This window comes from Mesorhizobium sp. CA8 (assembly GCF_020164955.1).
In the GTDB taxonomy this organism is placed as follows: domain Bacteria; phylum Pseudomonadota; class Alphaproteobacteria; order Rhizobiales; family Rhizobiaceae; genus Mesorhizobium.
This window is the reverse complement of record NZ_JAIUHG010000006.1, coordinates 229821-244841: the sequence shown is the minus strand read 5'-3', so window position 1 is coordinate 244841 and position 15021 is coordinate 229821. Positions and strand designations below refer to the sequence as shown.

Annotated in this window: 22 protein-coding genes and 1 riboswitch; of the genes, 5 read left to right on the top strand and 17 right to left on the bottom strand. The window is 63.6% G+C overall.

Translation table 11 applies throughout. The annotated features are described in order from the left end of the window. Positions 1-165 precede the first annotated feature (165 nt). Together ndk and LB553_RS09785 are read left to right on the top strand one after the other, a co-directional pair. The gene (ndk, locus tag LB553_RS09790) at positions 166-588 is read left to right on the top strand and encodes a nucleoside-diphosphate kinase (RefSeq protein WP_041010781.1); all 423 of its coding nucleotides are present in this window, start codon (positions 166-168) and stop codon (positions 586-588) included. Positions 589-756: 168 nt separating this feature from the next. Further along, positions 757-963, top strand: coding sequence for a hypothetical protein (locus LB553_RS09785; protein ID WP_224512657.1), 207 nt, complete (start codon positions 757-759; stop codon positions 961-963). 15 nt (positions 964-978) lie between these two features. On the opposite strand, the gene LB553_RS09780 is transcribed toward LB553_RS09785, so the two are convergent. The 10 genes from LB553_RS09780 to LB553_RS09735 form a co-directional block, all read right to left on the bottom strand. Continuing rightward, positions 979-1323 (bottom strand): DUF190 domain-containing protein, encoded by a 345-nt coding sequence (locus tag LB553_RS09780; protein ID WP_224512655.1) that lies wholly within the window; start codon positions 1321-1323, stop codon positions 979-981. Between the two features lie 14 nt (positions 1324-1337). After that, positions 1338-1745, bottom strand: a complete 408-nt coding sequence (gene crcB / locus LB553_RS09775) for a fluoride efflux transporter CrcB (RefSeq protein ID WP_411962253.1) — start codon at positions 1743-1745, stop codon at positions 1338-1340. Between the two features lie 18 nt (positions 1746-1763). Then, on the bottom strand, positions 1764-2177 hold the full coding sequence (gene crcB, locus LB553_RS09770) for a fluoride efflux transporter CrcB (protein WP_224512682.1): 414 nt from the start codon (positions 2175-2177) through the stop codon (positions 1764-1766). 97 nt (positions 2178-2274) lie between these two features. Continuing rightward, positions 2275-2335, bottom strand: a riboswitch (Fluoride riboswitch). Between the two features lie 213 nt (positions 2336-2548). Next, positions 2549-2818 (bottom strand): hypothetical protein, encoded by a 270-nt coding sequence (locus LB553_RS09765; protein WP_224512651.1) that lies wholly within the window; start codon positions 2816-2818, stop codon positions 2549-2551. Between the two features lie 167 nt (positions 2819-2985). Beyond that, entirely contained in the window at positions 2986-3396 is a 411-nt protein-coding gene (locus LB553_RS09760; RefSeq protein ID WP_224512649.1) for a YbaY family lipoprotein, read from the bottom strand. A gap of 80 nt (positions 3397-3476) precedes the next feature. Next, positions 3477-3956 (bottom strand): molybdenum cofactor biosynthesis protein MoaE, encoded by a 480-nt coding sequence (locus LB553_RS09755; RefSeq protein ID WP_224512647.1) that lies wholly within the window; start codon positions 3954-3956, stop codon positions 3477-3479. A 1-nt stretch (position 3957) separates the two neighbouring features. After that, positions 3958-4215 (bottom strand): molybdopterin converting factor subunit 1, encoded by a 258-nt coding sequence (gene moaD, locus LB553_RS09750; protein ID WP_127877909.1) that lies wholly within the window; start codon positions 4213-4215, stop codon positions 3958-3960. Position 4216: 1 nt separating this feature from the next. Then, positions 4217-4813, bottom strand: a complete 597-nt coding sequence (gene pgsA / locus LB553_RS09745; protein ID WP_040984724.1) for a CDP-diacylglycerol--glycerol-3-phosphate 3-phosphatidyltransferase — start codon at positions 4811-4813, stop codon at positions 4217-4219. 317 nt (positions 4814-5130) lie between these two features. Further along, positions 5131-7215, bottom strand: coding sequence for an excinuclease ABC subunit UvrC (gene uvrC, locus LB553_RS09740; RefSeq protein WP_224512645.1), 2085 nt, complete (start codon positions 7213-7215; stop codon positions 5131-5133). Further along, positions 7212-7976, bottom strand: coding sequence for an SDR family oxidoreductase (locus tag LB553_RS09735; RefSeq protein ID WP_224512643.1), 765 nt, complete (start codon positions 7974-7976; stop codon positions 7212-7214). The genes uvrC and LB553_RS09735 overlap by 4 nt, the downstream gene beginning before the upstream one ends. Positions 7977-8389: 413 nt before the next feature. Between LB553_RS09735 and LB553_RS09730 the strand changes: the two genes are divergently transcribed. Continuing rightward, entirely contained in the window at positions 8390-9043 is a 654-nt protein-coding gene (locus LB553_RS09730; protein WP_224512642.1) for an outer membrane protein, read from the top strand. Positions 9044-9135: 92 nt separating this feature from the next. On the opposite strand, the gene LB553_RS09725 is transcribed toward LB553_RS09730, so the two are convergent. The 4 genes from LB553_RS09725 to LB553_RS09710 all read right to left on the bottom strand — a co-directional run bounded on the left by LB553_RS09725 (position 9136) and on the right by LB553_RS09710 (position 11767). Beyond that, a complete protein-coding gene (locus tag LB553_RS09725; RefSeq protein ID WP_224512641.1) occupies positions 9136-9510 on the bottom strand; it encodes a TfoX/Sxy family protein in 375 nt (124 codons plus the stop codon). A 95-nt stretch (positions 9511-9605) separates the two neighbouring features. Beyond that, on the bottom strand, positions 9606-10202 hold the full coding sequence (locus LB553_RS09720; RefSeq protein ID WP_224512640.1) for a glutathione S-transferase: 597 nt from the start codon (positions 10200-10202) through the stop codon (positions 9606-9608). 269 nt (positions 10203-10471) lie between these two features. Further along, a complete protein-coding gene (locus LB553_RS09715) occupies positions 10472-10837 on the bottom strand; it encodes a hypothetical protein (RefSeq protein WP_224512637.1) in 366 nt (121 codons plus the stop codon). A gap of 387 nt (positions 10838-11224) precedes the next feature. Continuing rightward, entirely contained in the window at positions 11225-11767 is a 543-nt protein-coding gene (locus LB553_RS09710; protein WP_224512635.1) for a DinB family protein, read from the bottom strand. Positions 11768-11838: 71 nt separating this feature from the next. On the opposite strand from LB553_RS09710, the gene LB553_RS09705 reads away from it, so the two are divergent. Then, entirely contained in the window at positions 11839-12462 is a 624-nt protein-coding gene (locus tag LB553_RS09705; protein WP_318011488.1) for a TetR/AcrR family transcriptional regulator, read from the top strand. A 171-nt stretch (positions 12463-12633) separates the two neighbouring features. On the opposite strand, the gene LB553_RS09700 is transcribed toward LB553_RS09705, so the two are convergent. From LB553_RS09700 to LB553_RS09690, 3 genes are all read right to left on the bottom strand, one after another. Then, positions 12634-13086 carry a hypothetical protein gene (locus LB553_RS09700; RefSeq protein ID WP_224512634.1) on the bottom strand — a complete coding sequence of 151 codons (453 nt, stop codon included), beginning with the start codon at positions 13084-13086 and terminating at the stop codon, positions 12634-12636. A gap of 164 nt (positions 13087-13250) precedes the next feature. Next, positions 13251-13613 carry a DoxX family protein gene (locus tag LB553_RS09695; RefSeq protein WP_224512633.1) on the bottom strand — a complete coding sequence of 121 codons (363 nt, stop codon included), beginning with the start codon at positions 13611-13613 and terminating at the stop codon, positions 13251-13253. Positions 13614-13647: 34 nt separating this feature from the next. Further along, on the bottom strand, positions 13648-14070 hold the full coding sequence (locus LB553_RS09690; protein ID WP_224512632.1) for a VOC family protein: 423 nt from the start codon (positions 14068-14070) through the stop codon (positions 13648-13650). 182 nt (positions 14071-14252) lie between these two features. On the opposite strand from LB553_RS09690, the gene LB553_RS09685 reads away from it, so the two are divergent. Further along, the gene (locus LB553_RS09685; RefSeq protein WP_224512631.1) at positions 14253-15008 is read left to right on the top strand and encodes an AraC family transcriptional regulator; all 756 of its coding nucleotides are present in this window, start codon (positions 14253-14255) and stop codon (positions 15006-15008) included. The last annotated feature ends 13 nt before the right edge of the window (positions 15009-15021 follow it).

Sequence of the window (15021 nt, the reverse complement as noted above, 5' to 3'; positions counted from 1 at the left end):
CCCAGCCTCCATTCGCTGGCGATAAAACCGGACAACTCATGTGCTACCTAACCCGGACAACTCATGCGCTTACGACACCAGAAGCGGCCTCCCCTTGGCAAGCCGCCGAGCGGCTTGTATAGAGCCCGCCACTCCAATTTCCATTCCCAGAACAAGGACGACCTTATGGCGATCGAACGCACCTTCTCCATGATCAAGCCGGACGCGACCAGGCGCAACTTGACGGGCGCCATCACCAAGATGCTGGAAGACGCTGGCCTGCGCGTCGTCGCATCGCGCCGCGTGTGGATGAGCCGCCGCGAGGCGGAAGGGTTCTACGCTGTCCACAAGGATCGCCCGTTCTTCGGCGAGCTGGTGGAATTCATGTCGTCGGCGCCGACCATCGTGCAGGTGCTGGAGGGCGAGAACGCCATCGCCAAGAACCGCGAAGTGATGGGCGCCACCAACCCGGCCAATGCCGCCGAGGGCACCATCCGCAAGGTACATGCACTGTCGATCGGCGAGAATTCGGTGCATGGCTCGGATGCGCCGGAGACCGCCGCACAGGAGATCAAATACTGGTTCTCGGATACCGAGATCGTCGGCTGAGGCGCAAGCTCGAGTTTCACGGAACGGCCCGCTCCAGCGGGCCGTTTTTATTTTGAGACGGGTGGTCACATCCGCCGCCTGCCCTAGGTTCAGCGAAAATTGGCAACAAAGTAGCGCTGGGCGTCGGCGGCTGTGAGCCGCGCTTCCGCCGAACCGAGAGAGCGAAGCATGATCAAGCCTCATGTTTCTGAAAGTGGCCTTGCTTATCCGGATGACCTCGCTTTGTTGAAGCGTATCTATGACGAGGTCTGCGAGGAGCGCGGCATCGTCATAGGCAGTTCCGAGGCGTCGGACTTGGCGATAGAGGCCATGAAACTCTTTTCCGCCGGTATCTTCGACGAAAGGACGATCGGCCGCCGGCTTCGTGGCGGCTGATGGGAGATGGCGGGTTCAGTCGCCGTCCCCGTAACGGATGACCTCGACCTTCTCCCTGGTGATCAGGCAGCTCTTTGTCCTGGTCAGCGCTTTGATCTCCGGGATCAGCACATCGATCTTCTCCGGCGCGTCGACGATCTCGACGACGATTGGCAGATCCTGCGACAGGCGCAGGATCTTGGCGGTGTGAAGCACGCTCGAACGGCCGAAGCCGAGCGGACCTCTCAGCACCGTGGCGCCGGCCATGCCGGCCTCGCGCGCCTTGATGACGATCGCCTCGTGCAGCGGCTTGCCGTCAGCAGCCCTGTCGTCCTCGCCGAAGAAGATCCTGAGCAGCGCGCATTGCGCGGGAAGTTCCATGTCCTCCTCCTTTGTTACCCGGCGACCGGCAAGCGGTTGAGCCTGGACGCCATGAGATAGCCCAGCCACGCGGCGGCGAGCGACAGGCCGACCACACTGATGAGATAGATCGCGGCCAGCCGCCAGTCGCCCTCGAACAGCAGGATGAAGGTGTCGAGGCTCATCGCCGAGAACGTGGTGAGCCCGCCGCAGAAGCCGGCCATGACGAAATTGCGCCAGGCCTGCCCGACCATCAGGCGGCCGTCCGGCCCGGTCAGCGTGGCGAAGGCCATGATGACCCAGGAGCCGACGACATTGACGAAAGCGGTCGACCAAAGCGCGTTGAGGCCGAGCAGCGAGACGAAGACATAGCCCGACAGGAAGCGCGTCAGCGAGCCGATCGCCGCGCCGCAGCCGACCGCCAGATAAAGCCGCATTGCCATCCGTCTGTCCACCATCGCTCAGCCCGCAGCTCCGGTGGTTGAAGCAACCACCCATACTACCGCCCAGAAGCCGAGGGCGACGAACAGCACGCAAAGAGCCGACGACGCGACGACGTTGAAGGCGGCGAGCCGCCCCTCGCCTTCGAGCGCCAGGTTGAGCGTCTGCAGGCAGAAGGACGACACCGTGGTGTAGCCGCCGAACAGGCCGACGACGATCAGGTCGCGCACGAGACCACTGGCGAAGATGCCGCCGACCGAGCGCGCCGCGCCGGCGAAGGCGCCGATGGCAAGGGCGCCGGAAAAATTAACCACCAGCGTGCCCCAGGGGAAGGTCTCGCCAATGCGGCGGCCGACCACGCCGGACAGGAAAAAGCGGGAAATGCCGCCAAGGAAACCGCCGATCAGGACCAGGGCGCAAGCCGCAAGGGTCATCGTTTTCAATGCCTTTCCAACGCGATTCCAAACCGGAATCACTTCACGAAATCAGGCATGATATGAGCGGGGAAACAAATCCTGCCGCGCAAGAGCACGCCTGGCAGGAGTCATCAGCCACAAGGGCGGTTTCGGGGAACCCCATCCCCATTTTCAAGGGAGGCTAGGCGGTTGCAGCGGCGCGGTCAATTGCGACGTGCTTGAATGACAGACAGAACCGTTGAGGCGGCCCGGCATGCCAGAGCGGTTCACCATTTCCTGGAAACGGCGAACCGCTCTATCCCTTTGTTTCACGCAATTCCGGAACGAAAACCGCGTCCCAATTTTCCTGGAATTGCTCTAAAAACCCGCCGGCCCCCGGCGGGCAGGCGTCATTTGGCTTGACGGTCTTTCACATTCGCATGGGCGTTCGCCGCCTCGGTATCGGTGGACGGCGTCTTCGTCTCCTCGCCGGTGAACGGACTGCCCTGTCCAGGCGCAAGGTCACCGCTGTGGCCGGCCTTGTTGGTCTGGAAAGGCTGGCTGTCGGGGCTGAGGCCATGCTGCGTGGCGTTGAACAGATGATCGTCCGCCCTGGCAAAACCGGCGAAGGCGATCAGCGATATGCTTGTGACTGCGAGAAAGAGCGTGTGCCTTTTCATATCTGGTCTCCTCTGAGTGCCAGATCGATCCGCGCATTCGGTCTGGCGGTTTAAGTGAAGGGACATTGTCCCGTTGCCTGCCCGCCATCTGCGTAAGTCAACGCCTGGCGTCGCCGGTTTATTCCGGCGAACACGGTTTCGAGGCTGAAAAGTCGCGCGATCAGGCGTCAGCGCGCCATTTTCAGCAAAACCGTCTGCGGCCTGCCCGCCAGCGGATCGAGCTGTTGGCTCGTACCGGTGGTGAACATCAGCCGTTCGCCGACCGTGATGCGCGCCTGCAGCGCGTAGGTTCGGCCCTTCTGGACCGCCTTGGGATCGAAACCGATGTCGAACTTGATCGGCACCTGGCCGGTGGGCGCTATCCTGCGCCTAGCGATCACGGTTGGCGCATCGGCCAACGAGACATCGGCAAGCTCGACCACGAGCACGGCATCGGGCGGCAGAGCGATGCGCTCGCGGTAGGTCACCTCGCCCGCGATCGTCCTTTCGCCGGCCTTGGTCAATTCCGGCACGGCAAGCACGCCGACGACCAGCGGCACCAGCCCGAAGATGAAGAATTCCGCGATGCGGTCCAGCATGAGATTGCTCCCGCCAAGCAAATCAAACCGCCCGGCAGGCTTGGGAAGGATTGCGGTCGTTCGATGGCCGAACGGGATTTTTAGTCGCTGTGTTTCTTCCAGCGGTCCGCCGCTTGATCGTCGGCTTCCTTGGCCTCGACCCAACCGCCCTCGGAGCCGTCGGCGCGGTGTTCCTTCTTCCAGAAGGGCGCGCGCGACTTCAGATAGTCCATCAGGAAATTCGCCGCCTCGAAGGCCGCCTGACGGTGCGACGAGGCCGCGACCACCAGCACGATGTTCTCGCCCGGCGCTATCTTTCCATGGCGATGGATGACGGTGAGCCCCTGCAGCGGCCAGCGCTCGACGGCCTCGGCGGCGATGCGTCCGATCTCGGCTTCCGCCATGCCGGGATAGTGCTCGAGCTCGAGCGCCGAGAGCGCACCCTGCTCGTCACGGCAAAGGCCGGAGAAGGTGACCACGGCGCCGATATCGGCGCGCCCCTTGGTCAGGCAGGCGATCTCGGCGGCGACGTCGAAATCCTCGCGCTGGATGCGGATGGCGGGCACGACGGCGCCTGCCATCTCAGCCCCCGGTCATCGGCGGAAACAGCGCGATCTCGCGCGCGCCCGCAATCTTCTCGCGGTGGCCGACATGTTCCTGATTGATGGCGACTCGGATGACGTCGGGGTATTGCAGCGCGTTCTCATATTCCTCGCCGCGCGACTTCAGCCAGCGCAGCAGATCGGCGACCGTCTCGATGCCGGAAGGCAAGTCGACGTCCTCTTCCGGCTTGCCGATCCGTTCGCGCACCCAGGCGAAATAGATGAGCTTCGTCGACATCTCACTCGTCCATGATGTGCTTGAGGCCGGCGCGGAAATAGTCGTAGCCGGTGTAGAGCGTAACGAGCGCCGCGACCCACAGCAGCACCAGGCCGATCTGGGTGGTCAGCGGAAAGATCTTGTCGCCGGCCGGGCCGACCAGCAGGAAGGCGATGGCGACCATCTGGATGGTGGTCTTCCACTTGGCGAGCTGGGTCACCGGCACCGACACTTTCAAGGCAGCCAGATATTCGCGCAGGCCCGAGACCAGGATCTCGCGGCACAGGATGATGATTGCCGCCCACAGCGACCAGCCGGCGATACCGCCATGGCGGTCGGTGTCGGCGGCAAGCAGGAGCAGGCAGGTTGCGACCAGCAATTTGTCGGCGATCGGGTCGAGCATCTTGCCGATGTTGGAGGTCTGCTGCCACGCGCGCGCGAAATAACCATCGAAGTAATCGGTGATGGAGGCAAGCAGGAAAATGACCAGCGCCGACCAGCGGGCGAAGTCGGACGACTTCAGATGTCCTTCAAGAAAAAAGCACAGCACGACCAACGGCACCGCGACGATGCGGGCATAGGTGAGGATGTTCGGCAGGTTGAACGCGCGTTGTGCCATGTCGTCTCGGGAAATCTCCTCCGCCAGACGTACTCAAATCAGAAGCCAATGTAGGGGGTCAACAGGCGAGATTCGATTGACCAGGGGAAAATGGCGTGAGGGCCGGGCCTGAGGCACCTCTCTGCGCTCCCGGTATTTCCCCCTAGACGCGGAGGATCGGCAGCTTCGATGTCGGCCTTTCTTGCAACGTTGGGGTTGGCGAAGCCATGGCAACTTCGTCATCCACGGGTGGAGCGGGAGCGAAGCGGATGCTCCAAGGTATGGCACACCTCACCACACGGACGCCTTGGTCAACCTTCCGTGCGCGCGACCAGTCCTCAGCTCTCGTGGAAGTGATTGTAGACCAGTTTCGCCACATGCTCGGAAATGCCGTCGACCTTGACCAGGTCCTCGACCGCGGCGCGGCTGACCGCCTTGGCTGTGCCGAAGGCATGGAGCAGCGCGCGCTTGCGGCCGGGGCCGATGCCGGCGATCTCGTCGAGCGGGCTCTTCACCATCTCCTTCTTGCGGCGGGCGCGGTGCGAGCCGATGGCGAAACGGTGCACCTCGTCGCGCAGGCGCTGGACGAAATAGAGCACCGGGTCGCGCACCGGCAGCATGAAGCTTTCCCTGCCCTTGACGAAGAAACGCTCGCGACCGGCATCGCGGTCCTGGCCCTTGGCGATGCCTATCGCCACGACACGATCCTCGACGCCGAGGTCCGCCAGGATCTGGCGCACCGCCGTCATCTGGCCCTGGCCGCCGTCGATCAGGATGACGTCGGGCCAGGCCGGGAAGCCGCCATTGCCGGCGACCAGATCGTCGTCGCCGGTCTCGTCCTGCGCGGTGGCGCCGGGCTGCTCGTCGCCATGCTCCTTGAGCAGCCGCGAAAAGCGCCGCTGCATCACCTCGCGCATCATGCCGAAATCGTCGCCCGGCGTGATCTCGGTCGAGCGGATATTGAATTTGCGGTACTGGTTCTTCACGAAACCTTCCGGTCCGGCGACGACCATGGCGCCGACCGCGTTGGTGCCCATGATGTGCGAGTTGTCGTAGACTTCGATGCGCACCGGCGGCTTTTCCAGGCCGAAGGTCTCCGCAAAACCCTTGAGCAGGCGGGCCTGGGTCGATGTCTCAGCCAGCCTGCGGCCGAGCGCCTCGCGCGCATTTTGCAGCGCGTGATCCGTCAGGTCCTTCTTCTCGCCGCGCTGCGGCACCGAAATGGTAATCTTGCGGTCCGCATGGGTGGAAAGCGCCTCGGCGAGCAGTTCCTGTTCCTGCGCGGCCTGGGAAAGCAACAGCGTGCGCGCCGGCAGCTTGTCGTCATAGAATTGCGCCAGGAACGAGCCCAGCACCTCGGCCGGCTCCAGCGCCGGGTCGGCCTTGGGGAAATAGGCGCGGTTGCCCCAGTTCTGGCCGGTGCGGAAGAAGAACACCTGGATGCAGGTCTGGCCGCCTTCCTGGTGGATGGCGAAGACGTCGGCCTCCTCGACAGTCTGCGGGTTGATGCCCTGATGCGCCTGCACATGCGAGAGCGCCGCAAGCCGGTCTCGATAGATCGCGGCGCGCTCGAAATCGAGTTCTTCCGCCGCCTGCTGCATGGCGGCCGAGATCTCGGTCTTCACCTTCTGGCTGCGGCCGGAAAGGAAATCCTTGGCCTCGGCGACGAGCTCGGCATAGCCCTCATGCGAGATCTCGCCGGTGCAGGGACCGGCGCAGCGCTTGATCTGAAAGAGCAGGCAAGGCCGCGTGCGGTTCTCGTAGAAGGAGTTGGTGCAGCTTCTGAGCAGAAAGGCGCGCTGCAGCGAATTGATGGTGCGGCCGACGGCGCCGGCGGAAGCGAAGGGACCGAAATAGTCGCCCTTGCGCGAGCGCGCGCCGCGATGCTTGTAGATGCCGGGCGAGACATGGTCGCCGGTGAGCAAGATGTAGGGGAAGGACTTGTCGTCCCGCATCAGCACGTTGAAGCGGGGCCTCAGCCGCTTGATGAGGTTGGCCTCGAGCAGCAGCGCCTCGATCTCGGTGCGGGTGACGACGAATTCCATCGTCGCCGTCTCGCGCACCATGCGGCCGATGCGGGCGGTGTGGAAGCGCCCCTGCGCGTAGTTGGTGACGCGCTTCTTCAGGCTGCGCGCCTTGCCGACATAGAGCACGTCGCCGGCGGCGTTCATCATGCGATAGACGCCGGGCTGGTTGGGCAGCCGCTTGACCAAGGTCTGGATCACCTCGGCGCCGACCATGCCGTCGGCGTCGCCGGCATGCGGCGTCCAGTCGATGGCCGTGAAGGCGACTTCGGGGCCAGTCGGGATCGACTCCGGTTCGACGATCTCCTCCGCTGCCTCGTCCTCCACGTCGAGGTCGACATTGGGCGGCAGATCGTCGGCGGCGCCGTTTCGTTTGTGTCTTTGGACTGCGGGACTCATTCCACCATGCCTGTCACATCCGGCGTCTGCCACGCAAGATGCTGGCCGCCGTCGAGCGCGATCATCTGGCCTGTCACCGAGCGCGCCTGCCAGAGATAGCGGATCGTGGCGCCGAATTCGGGCAATTGCGGGCCGCGCTTCAGGATCAGGCCCTCGACCTGGCTCTCGAAATCATCGTCGTCCTGGCGCTTGTTCTTCAGTGTCGGCCCGGGGCCTATGGCGTTGACGCGAATGCGCGGCCCGAGCGCCTGCGCCAGCATCTGCGTTTGCGTCCACAGCGCCGATTTCGACAGGGCATAGGAGAAATAGCGCGGCGTCGGCCGCCAGACGCGCTGGTCGATGATGTTGACGATCAGCCCCTCCTCGCCTTGCGGCAACGCGCGGGCAAAGGTCTGCGCCAAAAGCGCCGGCGCCTTCACATGGATGGCGAAGTGGCGATCCCAGGCCTGCCAGTCGAAATCCTCCACCCGGTCATCGACGAACAAGGATGCATTGTTGACCAGCAGCGTGACAGGGCCGAGCGCGGCGTCGGACCTGCCGACAAGATCGCCGACGGCTTCCATATCGGTGAGGTCGGCGGCGACTGCGGCGGCACGACCGCCCTCGCCCGCGACCTTCTTCGCCAGCGCCTCGGCTTCGTCGCTTGACCGGTTGGCATGGATGGCGACGGCGAAGCCATTGGCGGCCAGATCCTCGACGATCGCCTTGCCGATCCGCCTTGCTCCACCCGTCACCAGCGCGACGGCTGTGGCTTGTCTCATGGTGTCAATCCTCAAACGGCCTCACGATTCCGGGAAGCCGGCACAATGTGACGGGCCAAGCGTTAAATGCCATTTCCACCTGGGGCAGGAATGTGGCGAAGCGGCCCGGATGCATTTGCGCCCCGCTGGATATGGGGCACCGTCCATGGCAATATATGTCGCTGGACCCCTTGAACCAAGCGGCGTGCAGCGCAACATGATTAGCCTGCTGACATTCGCTGTTGCGAAGATGCAACGTCACCTTTCGGCCTTATTCGTGCCTGGGAATGACCCAAGTTCAGGTTCGCTTCAGCCGCATTTCAGCACGACATTTGGAACCGTTGAGCGCCGAGCCCGTTTATCCCCCCGGACGGGCCGGGGCGTTTCATGGACAAAAAAGCCTAAGTGTCTTGTGGCTTAAGGAGAGTATAACAATGAAGACCAATCTCAAATTCGCGCCGCTTGCCGCTGCGCTCGGGCTGTTCGCCTTTGGTGGTACCGCCTTTGCAGCCGACGTCGTTTCCGAAGAGCCGCCGGCTCCCGCTCCGGTTGCCGAGCTTCCAGTCGCTTCCTGGGCTGGCCCCTATGCCGGTATCAGCCTCGGCTACGGCTTCAGCGGCCATGCCGATGCTCGTGACGCCGGCGTCAATGTGAAGACCAAGGGCTTCATCGGCGGCGTGTTCGGCGGCTACAACTGGCAGCAGGAGAACTTCGTCTATGGCGCTGAAGCCGATCTCGGCTACAACGGCGTCAAGGGCGACAGCGCCGGCATCAATGCCAAGGGCGGCCTCGAAGGCTCGCTGCGCGCTCGCCTCGGCTATGCCGTGACCCCGGAAATCCTGCTTTATGGCACCGGCGGTCTCGCCGCCAAGAACCAGAAGATCACGGATAGCTTCACCGCCACCGACGAGAGCAAGGCAATGCTCGGCTGGACGGCTGGTGTCGGCACCGACATCAAGATCACGGACAACGTGTTCGGCCGCGTCGAGTACCGCTACACCGACTACGGCGACAAGGACTTCGGCGCCCTCGGCAACGTCAAGTCGAAGGACAACCGCGTCACGTTCGGCGTCGGTATGAAGTTCTAAGTCGTAGAAGCCACGACACGGAAAAGCCGGGCCTTGCGCCCGGCTTTTTTTGTGTCCGCGAGATCAACAAGAGTTGCGCTCTCAGTTGGTCCTCATTTCGACCCCTTCGCCGGTCTGGCCTTTGCCTTCGGCGGCAGCGTCTCGACGAAGGCCAAGGCGCGGTCGAGCCACCCGCCGAGATCGGCATCGGTCGTCGTGCCTTCCGGCGCGACGCGGATATAGCCTTGCATCGGGCGCCCGCCCATCTCCATCGTGCTCGCATGAGGCAGTGCTGCGGCAGCCGCATGCGCGTCCTTGCCGACGCGCACCAGAAGCCCGCGCTTCGAGGTGCCGATCAGCATGTTGCCGTCGACCATGAAACAGGTGCCGCCGAACATCTTCTGCTCGGTGAAGGCACGCCGGCCGAGGGCGGCACGAAGGCGCTCGACCATAGGGTCGGGCGCGGCGCTGGTTGAGGGTTTTGCCATGTCACCACTTCCGCTTGGGTGAATGTCAGGCAAGCATGGAAGCGGGCGGCGTTCAAGCTGCTAGTCTCACCTTGAGGAGGGAGATCACCTAATCCTCACCCCGGCACGCTGCCTTTCAATTCCGGAAACTTCTCATCAAACCTCGCGGCCCAGCGCACGAGCCGGCCGCGGCCCTTCTCCCATTGGCCCGAAAAGCGCAGCGCGAGATAGCCAAGGGTTGCACGCAGCGCCATGTGGCCGGCGGTGATCTTCTTCGGCAGCTTCGGCGGGCTGGCGTTGATGAGGTCGAGCGCAGTGGTGATCTTCGTCCATTGCCGGTCGAGCCAGGGCTGATAGACCATCGCATCCGGCCGGGTGCGCCGCTCATAGACCATCGACAGCGCGCAGTCGCAAATGCCGTCGGCAAGCGCCTCCAGAACCTCCGCATCGAGGCGCTTGTCCGGGTTGCGCGGGAACAGCGCGTTCTTCGACTGGCGGTTAAGATGCTGGGTGATGGCGCGGCTGTCATAAATCGAGCGGCCGTCCTCTAGCACCAGCACCGGGATTTTGCCGAGCGGATTGGCCGAGATCAGCTCGGCGGGTTTGTCCTCCGTTTTGACCGGCACGAGATCGATGCCGATGCTGGCATAGGCGGCCGCCATGCGGACCTTCGAGCTGTAGGGGGACGTGGAAGCATAGAGCAGTTTCGGCATGATCGGGTTCCCAGCTGTTTGCGGCACTGTTGACCGATCAGGGTCCGGCGGGCAACGGCCAGCCGGCCGATCCGGCTTAGCCAATGCATCTTGCCGGCGCGGCCACCTGAAAAGAAAAAGCTCCCGGAAGTTTTGCTGGCCGCAAAGTTTCCGAGAGCTTTAGGAGGAGCGTCCGCTCCGACTTCGCTTGCCTCGAGACCGGATTGGCGAGAGGGGTGCCTAAGCGGCACCCGCCCTCACCCGTTGCGGCAGCCAGCGAAGCCATGCGATTACTTCTTGGCGGCCGGCTTCTTCGCCGGAGCTGCCTTCTTCACAGCGGCCGGCGCCTTGGCGGCGGCTGCCTTCATCGGAGCCTTGGCGGCGGGCTTGGCCGCTGCCTTCGCTGCCGGCTTCTTGGCGGCGGCTGGCTTGGCTGCGGCCTTCGCTGCCGGCTTGGGCGCTGCCTTGGCGGCGGGCTTTGCCGCGGCCTTCGCGGCCGGCTTGGCCGCAGGCTTCGCTGCCGCCTTGGCCGGAGCCTTGGTGGCCGCCTTCGGCGCCGCTGCCTTCTTCACTGCTGCAGGTTTCGCGGCAGCCTTAGCTGCCGGCTTCTTTGCCGGCGCTTTCGCCGCCGGCGCCTTGGTTGTCGTCTTTGCCATGCGATGCCCCTTGCGTTTTGCCGATGGTCGTGAGTGACCCGGCGTGTCTATGCATATCTGACTCGCGACTGTCTAGCCAGCGAAGCAACACAATGATTTTCAGTTATTGAATTTTGGTTACGCGAAACGCGCCCCGTTAAAAATTGTGAGCGAATCTGTCACTTTCCAAGTGACGGCCCGCCGCACAGATTTTCGAGCGGCTTCTATCGCCCGATCATCCATCCATCCGCGACATAAGCTTATATCACAATGTGAGCAGAGTGCTCGCAATAGAGAACACGCCGCCGAACGCCGGCTTCATCTTGTCCAGCGAAAACATCTACAGATGAATCGGCCAGGTAAGACGATCAAAGCTTAGGCGTTTGAAAGTGAGCTTCAAGCTCATATTCAAGTGTCGCCGTCAATCTCCGCCGGCTCGCGTTCACCCTGCAGGCGGCGCGCCGGCTCGAAGCGATGCAGATGAACGGCGTAGGTGTCCCAAGGCGACGAGACCGCGATTTCGGCCAGCATGCGGCCGATCTCGCCGCGATGGTAGCTGCCGTGCAGGACGACATGGGTCAGCATTTCCTGCCTCGTCATGCAGCCCTCGTCGCCATCGGTGAAGGTGAAGGCGACCGGGTCGCCAAGCTCTTGCTCCGAAGCGGTTTCGAGATAGTCGAGATACCAGCCGTCGACCTCGGCCAGGGCGGTGCGCAATGCGCGCGGCTCGGGCGTGTCCGGCGTATTGTCGCTCGCATAACCATGGGCAACGCCCTTCAGATGCGCGGCAAAAATCCGCGACACGACATGGATATGGTTCGTCAGACGGATCGCGGCGTGGCGTATACCAGGATCGCTCGAGGGGTCCATTCTGGCAAGCTTCTCGACCAGCTCATCATTCGCCCAGGCCTGGTAGGCGAGTATCCCCTTCAGCAAGGTCTTGGCACTCATCTTTGCGCCCCCATTTGCGTTGGTGAAATGAATGTGAGTATCCTGTTTATATTCTCGGGAGACGGGCCAGCATGTCTACTCGCATTGCAAAGCCGGCCGCACGCATGCGCAAGCAGCCGCGCCAGGCGCGTTCGATCGCTACCGTCGAGGCGATCATCGAAGCCGGCGCTCACGTTCTGAGCGAGCTCGGCTGGGCGGGCTTCTCCACCAACAAGGTGGCGGAGACCGCCGGCGTCAGCATCGGCTCGCTCTATCAATATTTTCCCGACAAGCTCGCTCTGGTCGAAGCGATCCGGCGCCGTCACTTCGATCATGTGCTGTCGGTGATTCGCGAAGCGGCGGCGGAGGAGAAGCCGCTCAAGCAATTCGCGCGCGAATTGGTGCGCGGCATGATCGGCGCGCACTCGATCCATCCGACGCTGCACCAGGTGCTGCTCGACGAGACGCCCGGCGACCGCGGCTCACGCGCCGCGCATGCCTCGTTCCAGGCGCGCTATCTTGAACATTACACGGCGGCCGTCGCGCAGTATCGCACGCGCCGCAAGGATACCGAGGCGATGGCGCGCGTGCTCTCCTCGGCGGTCGAAGGCGTGATCCACAACGCGGCGCGGCGCAACATGCTCGACGCTCCGGAATTGCAGAAGCAGCTGGTCGAACTGATCGAGGCTTACGTATCGGGCCGCGGGGTGGCTTGAGTGAGGGGCAGCGGAGCTGGCTATGAGCGGGAGCTGCTTGCATGGCTGCGGGCGGCGACGACCTCTGAAAGCCAGAAGCCCCGACAGGTCGGCGGGACAGCCCCCTCTGTCCTGCCGGACAGAGGGGGGCGCCGTAGCGCGCCTACCTTCACTGCCTATCAGGCAGCAAACCTATCGCAGCACCCGGCAGCGGCCGTTATAGACCAGCCAGCGGTCGAAGCCCGAGACGCAGAATTCCACATTGTCGCCGATCGAGGCAAAGCCCTGGCCTTCCTCGATCAGGTAGAAAATCGAGCGGTCGCGGCCATCCGACAGGTTGACGGTAGCGCGGCAATAGTGGCGGCCGATCGGCCATTCGTCGCTCGCCGGCTCGTAGCGATGCTGACGGATGTTGCGGAAATCAGTGATCGCGACCTGCGGCAGATGCGGCACATGAAGCACCTGGTAGGAGAAGCGGTCGGTGATCTTGTTCAGCACCCAAGCCTCGCCGCAGACGCTGCCGTCATCCTCGGTGTAGACGGACAGGTCGGCGGAATGCGCCGCCTGGCTGAAGCCCAGCGGAGCGGCAAAGGGAGTGGACAGCGCTACCAGCGCGGCAAGGGCGGAATGGGCGAAGCGAGTCATGACAGCCTCTCAAGGTCGGTTCCGCGCACTGTGCGGATTCGCTTGGCGGCGGTCAAGCGGTTGCGAAAACAATGGTTTCCGCAAAACTTCGTTCCCGCGTCGCCAGATCATTTGGTTGTATGGAGATTCAGGTCATGCCGGCGTCGCCTGAATCTCCATGGAACCTAAAACGTGCCGGTAAGCAGCAGCCCGCCGATGACGGCGATGTTGATCAGGAACGCATTGCGCAGCACCTGGCGCTCCGGTTCCTCGCTCGCCCAAAAACGCAGCAGCATGAGGTTCGTCGCCAGGGTGAAGAGGATCAGCGCGCCGGCGGCGAAGGGCCGGGCCATGCCAATGGCAAGCAGGAAACCCACAATGATCTCGACCGCCGAACCGGCGGCCAGCATCAAGGCCGGGGCCGGAAATTTCTGGGCGGCCAGATAGCCGCGCATCGCACCGAATTCCAGGAAATGCTCGATGCCGGCAAAGACGAAGACACCGCCGATGAGGAGAGCGCCAAGCGCTTGAATGATTTGAACAGGCATGGCGGCCTCCTCTCGACGGCATGTTTTGCTGCGTTCAGTCCTCGGGGACGAAGGCCGGGTTGTAGACGACCTCCCACAGGTGATCGTCGGGATCCTGGAAGTAGCCGGCATATCCGCCCCAGAAGGTCTTTTGCGCCGGCTTGACCACACGCGCGCCGGCCTTGACGGCCTCGGCCATCACGGCCTCCACCTCGGCCTCGCTGCCGACATTGTGGCCGATGGTCAATTCGGTCGGGCTGCGGCCGCTTTGCGGCACCGTGGCATCCCAGGCGATGTTGGCGCGCTCGTAGATCGCGAATTTCAGGCCGCCGGCAAGCTCGAAGAAGGCGACGGCGCCATGCTCGAATTCGCGACCGATGATGCCCTCGGTCGGCAGGCCGAGGCCGTCGCGATAGAATTTGAGGGAGGCTTCCAGATCGTCGACGCCGAGCGTCAATACGGTGATGAGAGCTTTCATTTCTCTCACTCCTTTCTATATTCGTGACCACAGTCGCAAACGGACGCGGTCCGATGCGAGCGCGTGAAGCGCTGTGAAGTTCGTCCGTTTTGCCATGGATGACGTGGGCGGCATTGAAGATTTCGGCCAAAATGACCGTCACATCGATCCAGCAACTCCCGCTGGAGCAGATCGGAGAGAGAATGGAACCGGTCCTGGCGCAGACCACCGGCTTCTTTTGCGAGCGGCCCGTCGCTGGCGGCCTGGCCGATGCCTTCTCCGCTGCCTGGGTCCATTGCATGGACGGGCGCGCCGTTCCACCCATCGTCATCACGCCGGACGCGACGATCGACCTGCAATGGATCGACGGCCACTTTCGCGTAGCCGGGCCGGACAAGGATCCGCAGATCGAGCGGCCGGCCGCGGGCGCGGTGATCGTAGGCTTCCGCTTCCGGCCGGGCGCCGCCGCCGGCTGGCTGGGAGTGCCGGCCAGCGAGATCGTCGGCGGACGGCTGGATCTCAGCGAATTGTGGGGCACGCGCTGCCGCGAGCTTTCCGACCGCATCAGACCGACGCCCAATTTTGCCGTTCTGGTTCGTCACCTGGAAGAGGCCATCGGAGCGCGGACGGAAGGACGCGGAGCGCTCGACCCGCAGATGGGCCTGGCCTTCGATGTCATCCACAAAGGTTTGCCGCCGGAAACGCCGCTGGTTCCGTTCCTGCAGCGCCAACTGCATATGAGCGAGCGGACGCTGCGCCGGCGCTTCGAGGACGCCTTCGGCTATGGCCCGAAGACGCTCGACCGCATCCTGCGCTTCCACCGCTTCCGGCGCCTGCAACGGCAGCAGGGCGAAGCCTCGACCGCGCTGCTCGCCATCGAGGCCGGCTATGCCGATCAGGCGCATCTGATCCGCGAAAGCCGGCGGCTGACCGGCGTGACGCCTGCCGCGCTGACTTGAGCGAATGCCGGCG